Origin of the sequence: Streptomyces sp. NPDC087844, assembly GCF_044742785.1 — a bacterium.
Classification (GTDB): domain Bacteria; phylum Actinomycetota; class Actinomycetes; order Streptomycetales; family Streptomycetaceae; genus Streptomyces.
On the sequence record NZ_JBIUVD010000007.1, the window covers coordinates 213,379 to 229,478 of the forward strand.

At 69.1% G+C, this 16,100-nt stretch carries 16 protein-coding genes; 3 read left to right on the forward strand and 13 right to left on the reverse strand.

Annotated features, from left to right (window positions below; translation table 11 throughout):
* Positions 1-15: 15 nt before the first annotated feature.
* The 11 genes from nuoK to ACIOKD_RS16930 all read right to left on the reverse strand — a co-directional run bounded on the left by nuoK (position 16) and on the right by ACIOKD_RS16930 (position 11,096).
* On the reverse strand, positions 16-315 hold the full coding sequence (gene nuoK, locus ACIOKD_RS16880) for an NADH-quinone oxidoreductase subunit NuoK (RefSeq protein WP_069171239.1): 300 nt from the start codon (positions 313-315) through the stop codon (positions 16-18).
* Positions 312-1,154: an NADH-quinone oxidoreductase subunit J gene (locus tag ACIOKD_RS16885; protein ID WP_402084004.1), complete on the reverse strand. Its 843-nt coding sequence runs from the start codon at positions 1,152-1,154 to the stop codon at positions 312-314. Before ACIOKD_RS16885 ends, nuoK begins: the two co-directional genes overlap by 4 nt.
* Entirely contained in the window at positions 1,151-1,792 is a 642-nt protein-coding gene (nuoI, locus tag ACIOKD_RS16890; protein ID WP_402084007.1) for an NADH-quinone oxidoreductase subunit NuoI, read from the reverse strand. Before nuoI ends, ACIOKD_RS16885 begins: the two co-directional genes overlap by 4 nt.
* On the reverse strand, positions 1,785-3,182 hold the full coding sequence (gene nuoH / locus ACIOKD_RS16895; protein WP_402084010.1) for an NADH-quinone oxidoreductase subunit NuoH: 1,398 nt from the start codon (positions 3,180-3,182) through the stop codon (positions 1,785-1,787). Before nuoH ends, nuoI begins: the two co-directional genes overlap by 8 nt.
* A complete protein-coding gene (locus ACIOKD_RS16900; RefSeq protein WP_402084012.1) occupies positions 3,179-5,683 on the reverse strand; it encodes an NADH-quinone oxidoreductase subunit G in 2,505 nt (834 codons plus the stop codon). The genes nuoH and ACIOKD_RS16900 overlap by 4 nt, the downstream gene beginning before the upstream one ends.
* On the reverse strand, positions 5,680-7,056 hold the full coding sequence (gene nuoF / locus ACIOKD_RS16905; protein ID WP_402084015.1) for an NADH-quinone oxidoreductase subunit NuoF: 1,377 nt from the start codon (positions 7,054-7,056) through the stop codon (positions 5,680-5,682). Before nuoF ends, ACIOKD_RS16900 begins: the two co-directional genes overlap by 4 nt.
* Entirely contained in the window at positions 7,056-7,934 is an 879-nt protein-coding gene (nuoE, locus tag ACIOKD_RS16910) for an NADH-quinone oxidoreductase subunit NuoE (RefSeq protein ID WP_402084016.1), read from the reverse strand. Before nuoE ends, nuoF begins: the two co-directional genes overlap by 1 nt.
* On the reverse strand, positions 7,931-9,298 hold the full coding sequence (locus ACIOKD_RS16915) for an NADH-quinone oxidoreductase subunit D (protein ID WP_402084019.1): 1,368 nt from the start codon (positions 9,296-9,298) through the stop codon (positions 7,931-7,933). Before ACIOKD_RS16915 ends, nuoE begins: the two co-directional genes overlap by 4 nt.
* Positions 9,295-10,092, reverse strand: a complete 798-nt coding sequence (locus ACIOKD_RS16920) for an NADH-quinone oxidoreductase subunit C (protein ID WP_402084021.1) — start codon at positions 10,090-10,092, stop codon at positions 9,295-9,297. The genes ACIOKD_RS16915 and ACIOKD_RS16920 overlap by 4 nt, the downstream gene beginning before the upstream one ends.
* The gene (locus ACIOKD_RS16925; RefSeq protein ID WP_307523713.1) at positions 10,089-10,643 is read right to left on the reverse strand and encodes an NADH-quinone oxidoreductase subunit B family protein; all 555 of its coding nucleotides are present in this window, start codon (positions 10,641-10,643) and stop codon (positions 10,089-10,091) included. Before ACIOKD_RS16925 ends, ACIOKD_RS16920 begins: the two co-directional genes overlap by 4 nt.
* 93 nt (positions 10,644-10,736) lie before the next feature.
* Positions 10,737-11,096, reverse strand: coding sequence for an NADH-quinone oxidoreductase subunit A (locus tag ACIOKD_RS16930; protein ID WP_189776989.1), 360 nt, complete (start codon positions 11,094-11,096; stop codon positions 10,737-10,739).
* Between the two features lie 789 nt (positions 11,097-11,885).
* On the opposite strand from ACIOKD_RS16930, the gene ACIOKD_RS16935 reads away from it, so the two are divergent.
* On the forward strand, positions 11,886-12,731 hold the full coding sequence (locus ACIOKD_RS16935; RefSeq protein ID WP_402084025.1) for a C40 family peptidase: 846 nt from the start codon (positions 11,886-11,888) through the stop codon (positions 12,729-12,731).
* A 122-nt stretch (positions 12,732-12,853) separates the two neighbouring features.
* Here ACIOKD_RS16935 and ACIOKD_RS16940 read toward each other — a convergent pair whose 3' ends face one another.
* Complete coding sequence (locus tag ACIOKD_RS16940) at positions 12,854-14,185, reverse strand: geranylgeranyl reductase family protein (protein WP_402084027.1); 1,332 nt, start codon at positions 14,183-14,185, stop codon at positions 12,854-12,856.
* A 130-nt stretch (positions 14,186-14,315) separates the two neighbouring features.
* Here ACIOKD_RS16940 and ACIOKD_RS16945 point away from each other — a divergent pair, with 130 nt between their 5' ends.
* Positions 14,316-14,822 carry a GNAT family N-acetyltransferase gene (locus tag ACIOKD_RS16945; protein ID WP_402084029.1) on the forward strand — a complete coding sequence of 169 codons (507 nt, stop codon included), beginning with the start codon at positions 14,316-14,318 and terminating at the stop codon, positions 14,820-14,822.
* A gap of 91 nt (positions 14,823-14,913) precedes the next feature.
* Entirely contained in the window at positions 14,914-15,252 is a 339-nt protein-coding gene (locus ACIOKD_RS16950; protein ID WP_402084032.1) for a PASTA domain-containing protein, read from the forward strand.
* A 42-nt stretch (positions 15,253-15,294) separates the two neighbouring features.
* On the opposite strand, the gene ACIOKD_RS16955 is transcribed toward ACIOKD_RS16950, so the two are convergent.
* Positions 15,295-16,014, reverse strand: a complete 720-nt coding sequence (locus ACIOKD_RS16955; RefSeq protein ID WP_402084034.1) for a demethylmenaquinone methyltransferase — start codon at positions 16,012-16,014, stop codon at positions 15,295-15,297.
* Between the last annotated feature and the right edge of the window lie 86 nt (positions 16,015-16,100).

Consider the following 16,100-nt stretch of genomic DNA (forward strand, 5'->3'; position numbering starts at 1 on the left):
GATTCCAGCGACCCCTTACAGCTTCATCAGGCTGGCGTCGTCGACCGAGGCCGAGTGGCGGGAACGGAACAGCGACACGATGATCGCGAGCCCGACCACGACCTCCGCGGCGGCGACGACCATCGTGAAGAAGGCGATGATCTGGCCGTCGAGATTGCCGTGCATACGGGAGAAGGCGACGAACGCGAGGTTGCAGGCGTTGAGCATCAGCTCGATGCACATGAACACCACGATCGCGTTCCGCCTGATCAGGACACCTGAGGCGCCGATTGTGAACAACAGGGCGGCGAGGTACAGGTAGTTGACGGGGTTCACTTCGCGGCCTCCTCTTCGCGGCCTTCACGGCCGAGCCGCTCCCCGGAACGCTGTTCGAGCGCCTTCAGGTCCTTGATGGCCTGGTCCGACACATCGCGGATCTGGCCGCGCTCGCGCAGCGTGCTGATGACGGTCAGTTCGGACGGGGTGCCGTCCGGGAGGAGACCGGCGATGTCCACCGCGTTGTGCCGGGCGTACACACCGGGTGCGGGCAGCGGCGGAAGCTGCTTGTTCGCCCGTACGCGTTCCTCGGCCAGCTCACGCTGGGTCTTGGCCCGCTCGGTGCGCTCGCGGTGGGTGAGCACCATGGCGCCGACGGCGGCCGTGATGAGCAGTGCGCCGGTGATCTCGAAGGCGAAGACGTACTTCGTGAAGATGAGGGCGGCCAGCCCTTCCACATTGCCGCCGGCGTTGGCCTGGGCCAGGCCCTCGAACTCGGTCAGCGACGCGTTGCCGATGCCCGCGCACAGCAGGATGCCGAAGCCGAGGCCGCACAGGAGGGCCAGCCAGCGCTGGCCCTTGATGGTCTCCTTCAGCGAGTCCGCCGCGGTGACACCGACGAGCATGACCACGAAGAGGAACAGCATCATGATCGCGCCGGTGTAGACGACGACCTGCACGATGCCCAGGAAGTACGCGCCGTTGGCGAGGTAGAACACCGCCAGGATGATCATGGTTCCGGCGAGGCAGAGCGCGCTGTGCACGGACTTCTTCATGAAGACGGTGCACAGGGCGCCGATCACGGCGACGGTACCGAGGATCCAGAACTGGAAGGCCTCGCCTGTGGAGGTCGAGTAGGCCGCAAGGGAGCCTGCGTGGGCGGCGAGTGGGGCGGTCATCGGCCGATCACCTGCTCCGACGCCGGCTCGCCCTCGCCGAAGGTCGACGCGGCCTCCTGCGGCACCTCGCCCTTGGAGACGGCGACCTGGGTCTCCGTACCGGGCGCGGCCTCGGTGACCAGCCCCCGGTAGTAGTCCTGCTCGTCCGTGCCCGGGAAGATCGAGTGCGGCGACTCGACCATGCCCTCCTCCAGGCCGGCGAGCAGCTGCTCCTTGGTGTAGATGAGGTTGGCGCGGCTGCTGTCGGCCAGCTCGAACTCGTTGGTCATCGTCAGCGCGCGCGTGGGGCACGCCTCGATGCACAGGCCGCACAGGATGCAGCGCGCGTAGTTGATCTGGTAGACGCGTCCGTACCGCTCGCCCGGGGAGTAGCGCTCCTCCTCGGTGTTCTCCGCGCCCTCCACATAGATGGCGTCCGCGGGACACGCCCAGGCGCACAGCTCGCAGCCGATGCACTTCTCCAGGCCGTCCGGATGGCGATTGAGCTGGTGCCGGCCGTGGAAGCGCGGTGCGGTGGTCTTCTGCTGCTCCGGATACTGCTCGGTCAGCCGCTTCTTGAACATGGCCTTGAAGGTCACGCCGAAGCCTGCGACGGGATTCTGGAAACCGGGTTTGGTCTCCTTCTGCTCATCAGCCATCGGACGCCTCCTTTCCGTCACGAGGTCCATCGGATCCGTCACTGTCAGTATTCACGCCACCACTGACAATCAGCTCCCGCTCCCGGCGCGGGCGGCGCCGGGGCACCGGCGGCAACTCCTGTCCGGGCAGCGGCGGCACGGGATATCCGCCCGCCATCGGGTCGAAGGCGACGGGTTCGTCCGGCGCCTCCCGGGCGCTCTCGGCGTCCTTGCGTTCGCGGAACATGTCGACGACGAACGAGAGCAGCAGCAGGACGAGGACACCGCCGCCCACGTACAGGGCGATGTCGGCGAAGTCGTAGTTCTCGTTGCGCAGGGTCCGTACGGTCGCGACGAGCATCAGCCAGACCACGGAGACCGGGATCAGGACCTTCCAGCCGAGCTTCATCAGCTGGTCGTAGCGGACGCGGGGCAGGGTGCCGCGCAGCCAGATGAAGAAGAACAGCAGCAGCTGCACCTTGATGACGAACCACAGCATCGGCCACCAGCCGTGGTTGGCGCCCTCCCAGAAGGTGCTGATCGGCCAGGGGGCCCGCCAGCCGCCCAGGAAGAGCGTCACGGAGACCGCCGAGACGGTCACCATGTTCACGTACTCGGCGAGCATGAACAGCGCGAACTTGATGGACGAGTACTCGGTGTTGAAGCCGCCGACCAGGTCGCCCTCGGACTCCGGCATGTCGAAGGGGGCGCGGTTGGTCTCGCCGATCATCGTCACGATGTAGATCAGGAACGACACCGGCAGCAGGAGGATGTACCAGCGGTCCTGCTGCTGGGCGACGATCTCCGAGGTCGACATCGAGCCGGAGTACAGGAACACCGACGCGAACGCGGCGCCCATGGCGATCTCGTAGGAGATCATCTGCGCGCACGAGCGCAGGCCGCCGAGCAGCGGATACGTCGACCCGGAGGACCAGCCCGCGAGCACGATGCCGTAGATCCCCACCGAGGCGACCGCGAGGATGTAGAGCATCGCGATCGGCAGGTCGGTGAGCTGCATCGTGGTGCGCTGGCCGAGGATCGAGACCTCGTTGCCGGCCGGCCCGAAGGGGATCACGGCGATCGCCATGAAGGCCGGGATCGCCGCGATGATCGGCGCGAGGACGTAGACGACCTTGTCCGCGCGCTTGACGATCAGGTCTTCCTTGAGCATCAGCTTGATGCCGTCGGCGAGCGACTGGAGCATGCCCCAGGGGCCGTGCCGGTTGGGGCCGATGCGCAGCTGCATCCAGGCGACGACCTTGCGCTCCCACACGATGGAGAAGAGCACGGTGATCATCAGGAAGGCGAAGCAGAAGACCGCCTTGATGACGACCAGCCACCAGACGTCCCGGCCGAACATGGTGAGGTCCTCCGCGGCCAGATACACCGGCGCGGTGAGGTTCGGGGTCATGCCTCCACCTCCTTGGGGGCCTCGCCGGCGAGCGTCGCCGGTCCGATGCGGACGAGTGCGCCGGGAGCCGCGCCCGTGTCCGAGGCAACGCCTCCCCCGGCGGAGTTCAGCGGGAGCCAGACCACCCGGTCGGGCATCTGCGTGATCCGCAGCGGGAGTTCGACCGCTCCCAAGGGCCCGGTCACGGCCAGCGTGTCGCCGTCCTTGACACCCGCCTCGGCGGCCGTGGCGGGCGACACGCGCGCGTGGGCGGCGTGCCGGGTCCCGGCGAGCGCCTCGTCGCCCTCCTGGAGGCGCCCCTGGTCGAGCAGCAGCCGGTGCCCGGCGAGCACGGCCTCCCCGGCGGCGGGCCGCGGCAACTGCGCCGCGCTCTCCAGCGGCTCGGTGGCCCGCGGCCCGTCCCAGGCGCCGAGCCGGTCCAGCTCTCCGCGCACGGTCCGCAGATCGGGCAGTCCCAGGTGTACGTCCATGGCGTCGGCCAGCATCTGCAGGACGCGCGCGTCGGTGGGCGCCACCCGGCGGGTCATCTGGTCGGGCTTGAGAGCGGCCTCGAAGAGGCGTGCCCGGCCCTCCCAGTTGAGGAAGGTGCCCGCCTTCTCGGCGACCGCGGCGACCGGGAACACGACGTCCGCGTGCTCGGTGATCTCACTGGGACGCAGTTCCAGTGAGACCAGGAAGCCCACTTCGGACAGTGCGGCACGCGCGCGCGTGGGGTCGGGGAGGTCGGCGACCTCGACGCCCGCCACGACGAGCGCGGAGAGTTCGCCGGTGGCCGCGGCCTCCACGATCTGTCCGGTGTCGCGGCCGTGCCGGTGCGGAAGCGCGGCGATCCGCCAGGCCTGGGTGACCTCGTCCCGCGCGCGCGGGTCGGTGGCCGGGCGTCCGCCGGGCAGCAGCGAGGGCATCGCCCCCGCCTCGATCGCGCCGCGTTCCCCGGCCCTGCGCGGGATCCACACCAGCTGGGCGCCGGTGGCGGCGGCGGCCCGTACGGCGGCGGTGAGTCCGCCCGCCACGGAGGCCAGCCGCTCACCGACGACGATCACGGCGCCCGCGAGGCGCAGTGCCTCGGCGGCCTTCGCCCCGTCGTCCTCCAGGCCGGTGCCGGTGGCGAGCGCGTCCAGCCACGCGGTCTCGGTGCCGGGGGCGGCCGACAGCAGCGTGCCGCCCGCCTTCTCCAGTCCGCGGGTCGCGTGCGTGGCCAGCGAGAAGGTCCGCTGTCCGTGTCCGCGCCAGGCCTTGCGGAGCCGCAGGAAGACGCCGGGCGCCTCCTCCTCGGACTCGAATCCGGCGAGCAGGACCGCGGGCGCCTTCTCCAGCGCGGTGTACGTGACCCCCGTACCGTCGAGGTCGCGGCCACGCCCGGCGACGCGGGCGGCCAGGAACTCGGCCTCCTCGGCGCTGTGCACGCGCGCGCGGAAGTCGATGTCGTTCGTGTCGAGGGCCACGCGCGCGAACTTGCTGTACGCGTAGGCGTCCTCGACGGTCAGCCGGCCGCCGGTGAGGACACCGGCCCGGGAGCGGGCCGCCAGCAGTCCCTGGGCCGCCGCCTGAAGTGCCTCGGGCCACGAGGCGGGCTCCAGCTCACCGGACCCGCCGCGCACCAGGGGCGTCGTCAGCCGGTCCCGCTGCTGCGCGTACCGGAAGCCGAACCGCCCCTTGTCGCACATCCACTCCTCGTTGACCTCGGGGTCGTCGGCCGCGATGCGCCGCATGACCTTGCCGCGCCGGTGGTCGGTGCGGGTCGCGCAGCCGCCTGAGCAGTGCTCGCACACCGAGGGCGAGGAGACGAGGTCGAAGGGCCGCGAGCGGAATCGGTACGCCGCCGAGGTGAGCGCTCCGACCGGGCAGATCTGGATGGTGTTCCCGGAGAAGTACGACTCGAAGGGGTCGCCCTCACCGGTGCCGACCTGCTGGAGGGCGCCCCGCTCGATCAGTTCGATCATCGGGTCGCCCGCGACCTGGTTGGAGAACCGGGTGCAGCGGGCGCACAGCACGCACCGCTCGCGGTCGAGCAGCACCTGGGTGGAGATCGGGACGGGCTTCTCGTACGTCCGCTTCTTTCCCTCGAAGCGGGACTCGGAGTGGCCGTGCGACATGGCCTGGTTCTGCAGCGGGCACTCGCCGCCCTTGTCGCAGACGGGGCAGTCCAGCGGGTGGTTGATGAGCAGGAGCTCCATCACACCCTTCTGGGCCTTCTCGGCGACGGGCGAGGTGAGATGGGTCTTGACGACCATCCCGTCCGTGCAGGTGATCGTGCAGGACGCCATGGGCTTGCGCTGGCCCTCGACCTCGACGATGCACTGGCGGCAGGCGCCGGCCGGGTCGAGGAGGGGGTGGTCGCAGAAGCGGGGGATCTCGATGCCGAGCTGTTCGGCGGCGCGGATGACCAGGGTGCCCTTGGGCACGCTGATCTCGGCGCCGTCGATGGTCAGCGAGACGAGATCCTCCGGCGGGACCGCCGCCTCCCCGCCTCCGGAGGGAGCGCTTGTGGTCACGGTCATGCGTTCACCTCCGTGTGCTTGTCCTTGTCGGCCCAGACCGTCGACCTGGCGGGGTCGAAGGGGCAGCCGCGGCCCGTGATGTGCTCCTCGTACTCCGCGCGGAAGTACTTGAGGGAGGAGAAGATCGGTGAGGCGGCGCCGTCGCCGAGGGCGCAGAAGGACTTGCCGTTGATGTTGTCGGCGATGTCGTTCAGCTTGTCGAGGTCGGACATGACGCCCTTGCCGGCCTCGATGTCGCGCAGCAACTGCACGAGCCAGTAGGTGCCTTCGCGGCACGGTGTGCACTTGCCGCAGGACTCGTGGGCGTAGAACTCGGTCCACCGCGTGACGGCCCGCACGACGCAGGTCGTCTCGTCGAAGCACTGGAGTGCTTTCGTGCCGAGCATGGAACCCGCGGCGCCCACTCCTTCGTAGTCGAGGGGGACGTCGAGGTGTTCTTCGGTGAACATCGGGGTCGAGGAGCCGCCCGGCGTCCAGAACTTGAGGCGGTGTCCGGCCCGGATGCCGCCGCTCATGTCGAGGAGCTGACGCAGGGTGATGCCGAGCGGTGCCTCGTACTGGCCGGGGCTGGTGACATGCCCGCTGAGCGAGTAGAGCGTGAAGCCCGGGGACTTCTCGCTCCCCATCGAGCGGAACCATTCCTTGCCCTTGTGGAGAATCGCGGGAACCGACGCGATCGACTCGACGTTGTTCACCACAGTGGGACAGGCGTAAAGACCCGCGACCGCAGGGAAAGGGGGACGAAGTCGCGGCTGCCCACGGCGGCCTTCGAGCGAGTCGAGGAGTGCGGTCTCCTCACCACAGATGTACGCGCCCGCGCCCGCGTGCACGGTGAGCTGGAGATCGAGTCCGCTGCCCAGGATGTTCTCTCCCAGGTAGCCCGCCTCGTGGGCCTCGCGTACGGCCTCGTGCAACCGCCGCAGCACGGGGACGACTTCACCGCGCAGATAGATGAACGCATGCGAAGACCGGATCGCGTAACAGGCGATGACAATGCCCTCGATGAGGCTGTGCGGGTTCGCGAAGAGGAGCGGGATGTCCTTACAGGTCCCCGGCTCCGATTCGTCGGCGTTGACAACTAGATAGTGAGGCTTTCCGTCACCCTGGGGAATGAACTGCCACTTCATTCCGGTGGGGAATCCCGCGCCGCCGCGGCCGCGCAGACCGGATTCCTTCACATAGGCGATGAGGTCGTCCGGTGACATGGCGAGCGCCTTGCGCAGGCCCTCGTACCCGTCGTGCCGCCGGTAGGTGTCCATCGTCCAGGACTTGTCCTCGTCCCAGAATGCCGACAGCACCGGTGCGAGCACCTTCTCGGGGTCAGCGCCGGTCTCCGGCCGGGAGGTGCTCCCGTGCTGAGTGGACAAGGTCATCACTCCCCCTCCTCGGCGGCGGGCCCGGCCGGGTTGGCCGGGTCGGAGGCCGACGTGTCCTGCGGTGCGTCGTGCGAACTGAGGTGCTCGGCCGGAGACGGGTCGTGCGGCGGCTTGTCCTGGGGAGCGCCGGACCCGCGCGGATGCACCACGCGCGCGGGGCCCGTCTCCCCCTTGGCCAGCCGCAGGCCGACCAGCGAGGCGGGGCCCGCGCCGCCGCTCGCCTCGACCGCGCCGGGGCGCTCGTCGGGGAAGCCCGCCAGGATGCGGGCGGTGTCCTTGAACGTGCACAGGGGGGCGCCGCGGGTCGGCTCGACCTGTGTTCCCGCGCGCAGGTCGTCGACGAGGCTCTTCGCGCTCGCCACGGTCTGGTTGTCGAAGAACTCCCAGTTGACCATCACGACCGGCGCGAAGTCGCAGGCCGCGTTGCACTCGATGTGCTCCAGGGTGACCTTGCCGTCGCCGGTGGTCTCGCCGTTGCCGACGCCCAGGTGCTCCTGGAGGGCTTCGAAGATCGCGTCGCCGCCCATGACGGCGCACAGCGTGTTGGTGCAGACGCCCACCTGGTAGTCGCCGCTCGGCTTGCGGCGGTACATGGAGTAGAAGGTGGCGACCGCGGTGACCTCGGCCGTGGTGAGGCCGAGGATCTCCGCGCAGAACCGCTGCCCCGTGCGCGTGACATGGCCCTCCTGCGACTGCACGAGGTGCAGCAGCGGAAGGAGGGCGGACCGGGAGTCCGGGTAGCGGGCGATGATGTCGCGCGCGTCCGCTTCGAGCCGGGCCCGGACATCGTCCGGGTAGTCCGGCGGAGGCAGTTGGGGCATCCCCAAGCTGATGCCCTGTGGCTGTACGCCCTGCTGGGAAGGAGTGGTGGTCACCGGTCGACGCCTCCCATCACGGGGTCGATGGAGGCGACGGCCACGATGACGTCGGCGAGCTGGCCGCCCTCGCACATCGCCGCCATGGCCTGCAGGTTGGTGAAGGACGGGTCCCGGTAGTGGACCCGGTAGGGGCGGGTGCCGCCGTCGGACACGACGTGCACCCCGAGTTCCCCCTTGGGTGACTCGACGGCCGCGTACGCCTGTCCCGGCGGGACGCGGAAGCCCTCGGTCACCAGCTTGAAGTGGTGGATCAGGGCCTCCATGGAGGTGCCCATGATCTTCTTGATGTGGTCGAGCGAGTTGCCGAGGCCGTCGGGGCCGAGCGCGAGCTGGGCGGGCCAGGCGATCTTCTTGTCGGTGACCATGACCGGACCGGGCTGCAGCCGGTCCAGGCACTGCTCGACGATCGCGAGCGACTGGCGCATCTCCTCAAGACGGATGAGGAAGCGCCCGTACGCGTCGGCGGTGTCCGTGGTCGGGACGTCGAAGTCGTACGTCTCGTAGCCGCAGTACGGCTGGGCCTTGCGCAGGTCGTGCGGGAGGCCGGCGGACCGCAGGATCGGCCCTGTGGCACCGAGGGCCATGCAGCCGGTCAGGTCCAGGTGGCCGACGTCCTGCATACGGGCCTTGAAGATGGGGTTCCCGGTGGCGAGCTTGTCGTACTCGGGAAGGTTCTTCCGCATCTTCTTCACGAACTCGCGGATGTGGTCCACCGCGCCCGGGGGCAGGTCCTGGGCGAGGCCGCCGGGCCGGATGAACGCGTGGTTCATGCGCAGGCCGGTGATGAGTTCGTAGATGTCGAGAATGAGTTCACGATCACGGAAGCCGTAGATCATGATCGTGGTGGCGCCGAGTTCCATACCGCCGGTGGCGATGCACACCAGGTGCGAGGAGAGCCGGTTCAGCTCCATCAGGAGCACCCGGATGATCGTCGCGCGGTCCGGGACCTGGTCCTCGATGCCGAGGAGCTTCTCGACGGCGAGACAGTACGCGGTCTCGTTGAAGAAGGACGTCAGGTAGTCCATGCGCGTCACGAAGGTGGTGCCCTGTGTCCACGTCCGGTATTCGAGGTTCTTCTCGATGCCGGTGTGCAGGTAGCCGATGCCGCAGCGGGCCTCGGTGACCGTCTCGCCCTCGATCTCCAGGATGAGCCGGAGCACGCCGTGGGTGGACGGGTGCTGGGGGCCCATGTTGACGACGATGCGCTCGTCGTCGGCCCTGGCCGCGGTCTGCACGACCTCGTCCCAGTCGCCACCGGTGACCGTGTAGACGGTGCCCTCGGTGGTCTCCCGCGCCGACGCCGACTGCGTGCTCGCCGACTGCGCGCCCGCTGACTGTGCACTCGTTGACTGCGTGCTCATGAGTACGACCTCCGCTGGTCCGGAGCCGGGATCTGGGCGCCCTTGTACTCGACGGCGATGCCGCCGAGGGGATAGTCCTTGCGCTGCGGGAAGCCCTGCCAGTCGTCCGGCATCATGATCCGCGTCAGCGCCGGGTGACCTTCGAAGACGATGCCGAAGAAGTCGTACGTCTCGCGCTCGTGCCAGTCGTTGGTCGGATAGACCGTGACCAGGGACGGGATGCGCGGGTCGCTGTCGGGGGCACTGACTTCGAGGCGGATCAGCCGGTTGTGGGTGAGCGAGCGCAGGTGGTAGACGGCGTGCAGCTCGCGGCCCTTGTCGGCCGGGTAGTGCACTCCGCTCACGCCGGTGCAGAGCTCGAAGCGCAGGGCCGGGTCGTCGCGCAGGGTCCGGGCGACCTGGAGCAGGTGCTCGCGCTCGACGTGGAAGGTGAGCTCGTCGCGGTCGACGATCGTCTTCTCGATCGCGTTCTCCGGGACAAGGCCCTGTTCCTCAAGCGCGCCTTCGAGTTCGTCGGCGACCTCGTCGAACCAGCCGCCGTACGGCCGGCCGGCCGGGCCGGGGAGGCGGATCGAGCGGACCAGGCCGCCGTATCCGGAGGTGTCCCCGCCGTTGTCGGCGCCGAACATGCCGCGCTGGACGCGGATCTCCTCGCCGCCGTCGCCGCGCTGGCCCGGGAGGTTGGAGGCGCCGAGGTCCTTCTCGGGGTTGGCGCCGTTCGTGCCGTCGCCGGCCGGGCCCCCGCCCTTGCCGTCTCCGGTCGGGTTCTTGCCGTTGCCGTTCGCGTCGCTCACCGCAGCAGCCCCTTCATCTCGATGGTGGGGAGCGCCTTGAGCGCCGCTTCCTCCGCCTCACGGGCCGCTTCCTCGGCGTTCACGCCGAGCTTCGAGGACTGGATCTTCTGGTGGAGCTTGAGGATCGCGTCCACCAGCATCTCGGGCCGCGGCGGACAGCCCGGGAGGTAGATGTCGACGGGGACGATGTGATCGACGCCCTGCACGATCGCGTAGTTGTTGAACATGCCGCCCGAAGAGGCGCAGACCCCCATGGAGATCACCCACTTGGGGTTCGGCATCTGGTCGTAGACCTGCCTCAGAACCGGTGCCATCTTCTGGCTGACACGCCCGGCGACGATCATCAGGTCGGCCTGCCGCGGCGAGCCGCGGAAGACCTCCATGCCGAAGCGCGCCAGGTCGTAGCGGCCCGCCCCTGTCGTCATCATCTCGATGGCGCAGCAGGCGAGGCCGAAGGTGGCGGGAAAGACGGACGACTTGCGCACCCACCCCGCGGCCTGCTCGACGGTGGTCAGCAGGAAGCCGCTCGGCAGCTTTTCTTCGAGTCCCATGCTCAATGGCTCCTCTGTCCCCTATACGGGGCTCAGTCCCTTGCGGGGGTCAGTCCCATGCGGGGCCCTTACGGGGTTCGGTCCCATACGGGTTCAGTCCCATTCCAGGCCGCCGCGCCGCCACACATACGCGTAGGCGACGAAGACGGTGAGCACGAAGAGCAGCATCTCCACGAGCCCGAAGACCCCGAGCGCGTCGAAGGTGACGGCCCAGGGATAGAGGAAGACGATCTCGATATCGAAAATGATGAAGAGCATCGCCGTCAGGTAGTACTTGATGGGGAACCGCCCACCGCCCGCCGGCGTGGGGGTCGGCTCGATTCCGCACTCGTAGGCGTCAAGCTTGGCCCGGTTGTATCGCTTTGGACCGATAAGCGTGGCCATGACCACGGAGAAGATCGCAAAGCCTGCCCCGAGGGCTCCCAGTACGAGGATGGGCGCATACGCGTTCACCGCTCCTCGCTCCTCTCAGTCGGCATTGACTGCTGGCGGTTGCATCAGGCGTCGCCCCCGCTCCACGAACCCCATGGACCTCATGAGGCGCGCGAGCTCCGTGCGGCTCACACGAAGATCGCGCACATGTGAAGCAGGTCACAAGCCCAACTGCCCCGCATCCTATGCCTGCCGGTCTGTGATCTGCGACACGGGGTGCGACAACGCCTTTGTGATCTCCACCACCCAGCGAAGGATCATGAAGTCGGATGAGTGTCGATCTTCGTACGAGAAGCGTCCGAGTGATCACCAGAGGTGATATTTCCGCTCGTCGTCGCTGGTCCGGGCCTTGGCGCACTATCAAGCCAGGCGGATCCAAGGCAAATTGGTGCTGGACGGGGCCGCTTGATAGAGGAAGTCGTTCACATGCCGGGGGGAGTTGGGATGTCCGTTGTGGACGGCGGGGGTGCGTGCATCCGTTCACGAGCGGAGGACGACGCCGGGACGACCCCGGGGCCACCCTCCGGGTCGGCGCCGAGTCTCCCCGCGATCCGCACGCGCAACGCGGTCGCGGGGGTCGCCGTTCCGTGACGTGCGTCACATCGGTAACAGGCTGGAAACAACCGGGCTTGGCCAACCGCCCCAACGAGTGGTAGGCCGCGGGCAATTCGGACGTAACTCGAAAAGGCCGTGATCACAGGCGCGTCGGGCGCTGTCCGCTATGCCCGTTACGGCGTCAATAAAGGGCGTCACGGCCCCGATTCGCGCGCCCATTGAACAATTGTGGCGCACCACACGTTTCTTGAAGGTATGGAGGAGCCCCTGATACCGGTTGTCCCTATGTCCCACACCGCTCACATACGAAGCCACCGGAAACCCCGGCCTCGCAGCAGTTCGGCGCTCGCGATGCGCGCCGGAGTTGCCGGTGGCGTCCTCGGCACCCTGGCAGTGGCCGGTGCCGCCGGAACGGCCAACGCGGCCGAGCCGGTGACGCAGACCATCGAGCTGCCCACCCTCACGGCCGACATGACCGCCCAGGTCGCCGAGTCCGCGGAGGTCACCCAGCAGGCCGCGGCCGACTACCAGCTGCGTGCCGAGCGCGACGCGGCTGCCGCGAAGGCCGCGAAGCAGGCCAAGTCGGACCTCGCGGACGCGAAGAAGAAGGCCGAGGCCAAGGAGAAGGCCGAGGCCGCCCGTAAGGATGCCGCCGAGCGCGCCACGCGCTCCGCGGGCCGGGAGACCCTCACGACGGCCTCCACGGCGTCCACGGCGGCAAGCAGCGACGTCGTGGCTCCCGCCAGCGGCAGCGTCGGGACCGTCATCAGCTTCCTGCGGGCGCAGGTCGGTGACGCCTACGTCATGGGTGCCTCCGGACCCGACGCGTGGGACTGCTCCAGCCTGGTCCAGGCGGCGTTCAAGCAGGTCGGTGTCGACCTGCCGCGCGTCTCCCAGGACCAGTCCGTGGCCGGCACCCCGGTCTCGCTGTCCAACATCCAGGTCGGCGACATCCTGTACTGGGGTGGCGCGGGCTCGGCGTACCACGTGGGTGTCTACATCGGCGGCGGCCAGTACCTGGACGCGGCGAACCCCTCGAAGGGCGTCGTCATCCAGGACCTGTCGGGCTACCCGGCGGACGGTGCGGTTCGGGTGCTCTGACCTCCGGTCACGCCCCTGGATCACGCCTTTTGAACGCTTTTGTGGGCCGTTTCCCCGGCGGGGGAAACGGCCCACAAGCATGCGTGCGTGCCGACACGGGGCACGGCCGGCCCCCGGTCCCGTCAGGCCCTCGGGGCCACCTTGGTCAGGCCGTTGATGATGCGGTCCATCGCGTCGCCGCCCGTCGGGTCCGTCAGGTTGGCGAGCATCTTCAGGGTGAACTTCATCAGCATGGGGTGGGTGAGGCCGCGCTGAGCGGCGATCTTCATGACCTTCGGGTTGCCGATGAGCTTCACGAAGGCGCGGCCGAGCGTGTAGTAGCCGCCGTAGGTGTCCTTGAGGACCTTCGGGTAGCGCTGGAGGGCGAGTTCACGCTGGGCGGGGGTCGCACGGGCCTGCGCCTGGACGATGACGTCCGCGGCGATCTGCCCGGACTCCATGGCGTACGCGATGCCCTCGCCGTTGAAGGGATTCACCATGCCGCCCGCGTCGCCGACGAGCAGCAGGCCCTTCGTGTAGTGGGGCTGGCGGTTGAAGGCCATCGGCAGGGCGGCCCCGCGGATCGGGATCGTCATGTTCTCCGGGGTGTAGCCCCAGTCCGCCGGCATCGAGGCGCACCACGCCTTGAGCACCTCGCGCCAGTCCAGTTCCTTGAACGAGGACGAGGTGTTGAGGACGCCCAGGCCGACGTTGGACGTGCCGTCGCCCATGCCGAAGATCCAGCCGTAGCCCGGCAGCAGACGGTCCTCGCCGGGTCCGCGGCGGTCCCACAGCTCCAGCCACGACTCCAGGTAGTCGTCCTCGTGGCGCGGGGACGTGAAGTACGTACGCACCGCGACGCCCATCGGGCGGTCCTCGCGGCGGTGCAGGCCCATCGCCAGGGACAGCCGGGTCGAGTTGCCGTCGGCGGCGACGACCAGGGGCGCGTGGAAGGTGACTTCGCGCTTCTCCTTGGAGTCGGCGTCACCGAGCTTCGCGTGGACGCCCGTGATGTGGCCCGTGCGGTCGTCGACGATCGGGGCGCCGACGTTGCAGCGCTCGTACAGGCGCGCGCCCGCCTTCTGCGCCTGCCGGGCCAGCTGCTCGTCGAAGTCGTCGCGCTTGCGGACGAGTCCGTAGTCGGGGTAGGAGGCGAGTTCCGGCCAGTCCAGCTGGAGGCGGACCCCTCCGCCGATGATGCGGAGCCCTTTGTTCCGGAGCCAGCCCGCCTCCTCCGAGATGTCGATCCCCATGGAGACGAGCTGTTTGGTGGCCCGGGGCGTCAGTCCGTCGCCGCACACCTTCTCCCGCGGGAACGCGGTCTTCTCCAGGAGCAGGACATCAAGCCCGGCCTTGGCCAGGTAGTACGCCGTGGTGGAACCGGCCGGCCCCGCCCCGACGACGATCACGTCGGCGGAATGCTCGGAGAGGGGCGCGGTGTGTTCGGAGAGGGGCTGGGACTGGGACTCGGTCACGGCGGGGTCTCCCCAAGTCTCGAAGGCTCGAAAATCTCGTAGCGCGAAGTCTCGAAATCCGCGTGCTGACGGGCACGGGACATGGGCAGTCTATGCAGCGGTACTGATCACCTGGCTGAAGGGCTGCCCCGTGAACCGAGCTCTCCCCGTGGTACACCTGCGCGTCCCCACCGACGAGGACGCCTTCGCCTGGCACCGCGCCTTCGACCACCCGGACGTGATGGAGTTCCACGGCGGGAAATCCGCCGAACTGTCCGTCTACGAGGAGTTGACCGCCCGCCAGCGACGGCACGACGCCGAGCACGGTTTCTGCTTCTGGACCATGCTCGACGAGGAGGACCGGGTCATCGGCTTCACCGGCGCCCAGCCGTGGCCGTACGAGTGGGGTCCGAAGGGCGAGATCGAGATCGGCTGGCGGCTCGGCCGGGACTACTGGGGCAAGGGCTACGTGACGGCGGCGGCGCGGTCCACGCTGGAACGGGTGCGCGCCACGGGCGTCTCCCGCGTGGTGGCCATGGTGAACTCCCGCAACGAACGCTCGATCGCCGTGACCAGACGTCTGGGCATGGAGCTGGCGGAGACGTTCACCTCACCGAAGACGGATCAGTTCGGGCACTGCTACCGGCTGGCTCTCTGACGGCGCCGGGCCACCGGCGGCCCGCCCTCCGACGCCTTCCGGCGGGGCCCGGCATGGGCTTACCCTGCGGGTACCGCAGGGGGTGACGTCTGTGCGCATACCACGCAAGACACCCGAAGTGCGCGTACCGCGGCTCGTCGGTCTGATGGCCGTGGACGCGCGCGAGACGGCCGAGGCCCGTGGAGTGCTCCTCGCCGCGCCCGACCGGCCCGACTTCGACCTGACGGTCGTCGACTACGTCGTACGCCAGTACCCGCGGCCCGGTTCCGAGGTGCCGCGCGGGGCGGTCGTGACGGTGTGGTTCGACCTCGGCGAGGGTGAGGGCGGCGGGGGCGCCGGGGTGCGCGAACCGCGACTGCCCCAGCCGCCGTCGGGCGGCCTGCAACGCGAACTCGACTCTCCGCGCGATCCCTTCGCGCTCCTGAGATGAGCGAGCGCCACGCAGCCGTTCACCGACGCCCCAGCTCTAGATCTAGCTCTGGCCCTGGCCCTGGCTTGGCTTGAATCCGCGGTGCAGCGCGACGATCCCGCCCGAGAGGTTCCGCCAGGCCACCTTCGACCAGCCGGCCTCGATCAGGCGCTCGGCGAGGGCGGGCTGGTCGGGCCATTCGCGGATCGACTCGGCGAGATAGACGTACGCCTCCGGATTCGAGGAGACCGCACGGGCCACCGGCGGCAGGGCGCGCATCAGGTACTCGGTGTAGACCGTGCGCAACGGCGCCCACGTCGGGTGCGAGAACTCGCAGATCACCACCCGCCCGCCGGGCTTCGTCACCCGGTACAGCTCCCGCAGCGCGGTGTCCGTGCCGGTGGACTGCACGTTGCGCAGGCCGAAGGAGATCGTCACCGCGTCGAAGGTGTCGTCCTTGAACGGCAGCTTCGTGGCGTCGCCCGCCGTCAGCGGCAGCCAGGGGTGGTTCTTCTTGCCGACCCGGAGCATCCCGAGGGAGAAGTCGCAGGGGACGACGTACGCACCCGTGCGGGCGAAGGGCAGGGAAGAGGTGGCGGTGCCCGCCGCGAGGTCCAGGATCTTCTGCGCGGGCCGCGCGTCGACCGCCTTCGCGACCTCCTTGCGCCACACCCGGTCCTGGCCCAGCGACAGCACGTCGTTCGTCAGGTCGTAGCGTTCCGCGACGTCGTCGAACATCGAGGCGACTTCGTGCGGCTGCTTGTTCAGGGATGCGCGGGTCACGGTCCCATTGTGGCAGTACGGGCCGGACGACTCTCCGGCGCCCGGCCCGTACGCCGGCCCGTACGCCGGCCCGTCCGAGGACCAGG